This is a genomic window from Xanthomonas cissicola, from assembly GCF_008801575.1.
Classification (GTDB): domain Bacteria; phylum Pseudomonadota; class Gammaproteobacteria; order Xanthomonadales; family Xanthomonadaceae; genus Xanthomonas; species Xanthomonas cissicola.
On sequence record NZ_VZPL01000218.1, the window covers coordinates 1 to 823 of the forward strand.

Here is an 823-nt window from a genome sequence, read left to right on the forward strand (position 1 = left end):
CGGCCTGCTTCAGCGTGGCGATGATCTGTGTCTCGGTGAACTTCGATGTGCGCATGGAACCTCCTGACTTGGGAACGATGCCAGAAAGATCTACTTATGCGGTGTCTGCGGATCGGGGGAGCTTACGTAGTCATGTACCGGACCACGAATCTTGGATTGACGGTCAACATCCGAAAGGAAGCTTGAAGTCGCGTGGGTTTTGGTTGCATGGTTAAAGCTGTGTTGTATCTCGTGCCCTAGGACAAACGTTAGGTCCTGTGCATTGAAGCTGCCGCCGGGAGTGGATTGCGACAGCGATTGCAACCCAATCGGAGGCAAGTTCATGATCTTGCGGCTGCCGTCGTACGTTCCACCCGCAGCGACGCCAGGCCCAACAAATCCAAAGGCTTCGAGCTGGGCTCTCCTTGGATTACTGGCATCTGACTGATCAATGGTAGTCGCAGCCCTCTTTATTTCATCGGCTAGATAAGGCGACTTGTTAATGCTTGATTGCAGGTTGTCGATCATGTCCTGCGTCACAGGATGCTGATTTTTCGCTGAGTCCTGATAAGTGCTGTGAGCGAAAGCTATCGACATCTGTTGAATCTGCAGCGTTGCCTTTAGGGAAGGTCTGAATAACGAGGCCTGAGAGTGCGGGATGTCGCGTCGTTCCGAAGAGTGGCGTTTGAATCTTTGGAATTTCGCCATTTCTGGCGCTTTCCGTGGGAATTTCCTGGTTTACAGGCGCACGCTCCCCATAGCCGGCAGCAACTGCTTTCGCTTCATCCACAGATTGGAGAGCGCAAACAAGGTCAGCACGTGTGCGGTGTTTTTGGCCAGGCCG

2 pseudogenes are annotated in these 823 nt (G+C 53.2%); both read right to left on the reverse strand.

The features are described 5' to 3' along the window. Positions 1-120: 120 nt before the first annotated feature. Positions 121-576 (reverse strand): annotated as a pseudogene (locus F7R02_RS25670) (XVIPCD domain-containing protein); the annotation flags it as partial. A 141-nt stretch (positions 577-717) separates the two neighbouring features. After that, positions 718-823, reverse strand: a pseudogene (locus F7R02_RS25675) (IS5/IS1182 family transposase); the annotation flags it as partial.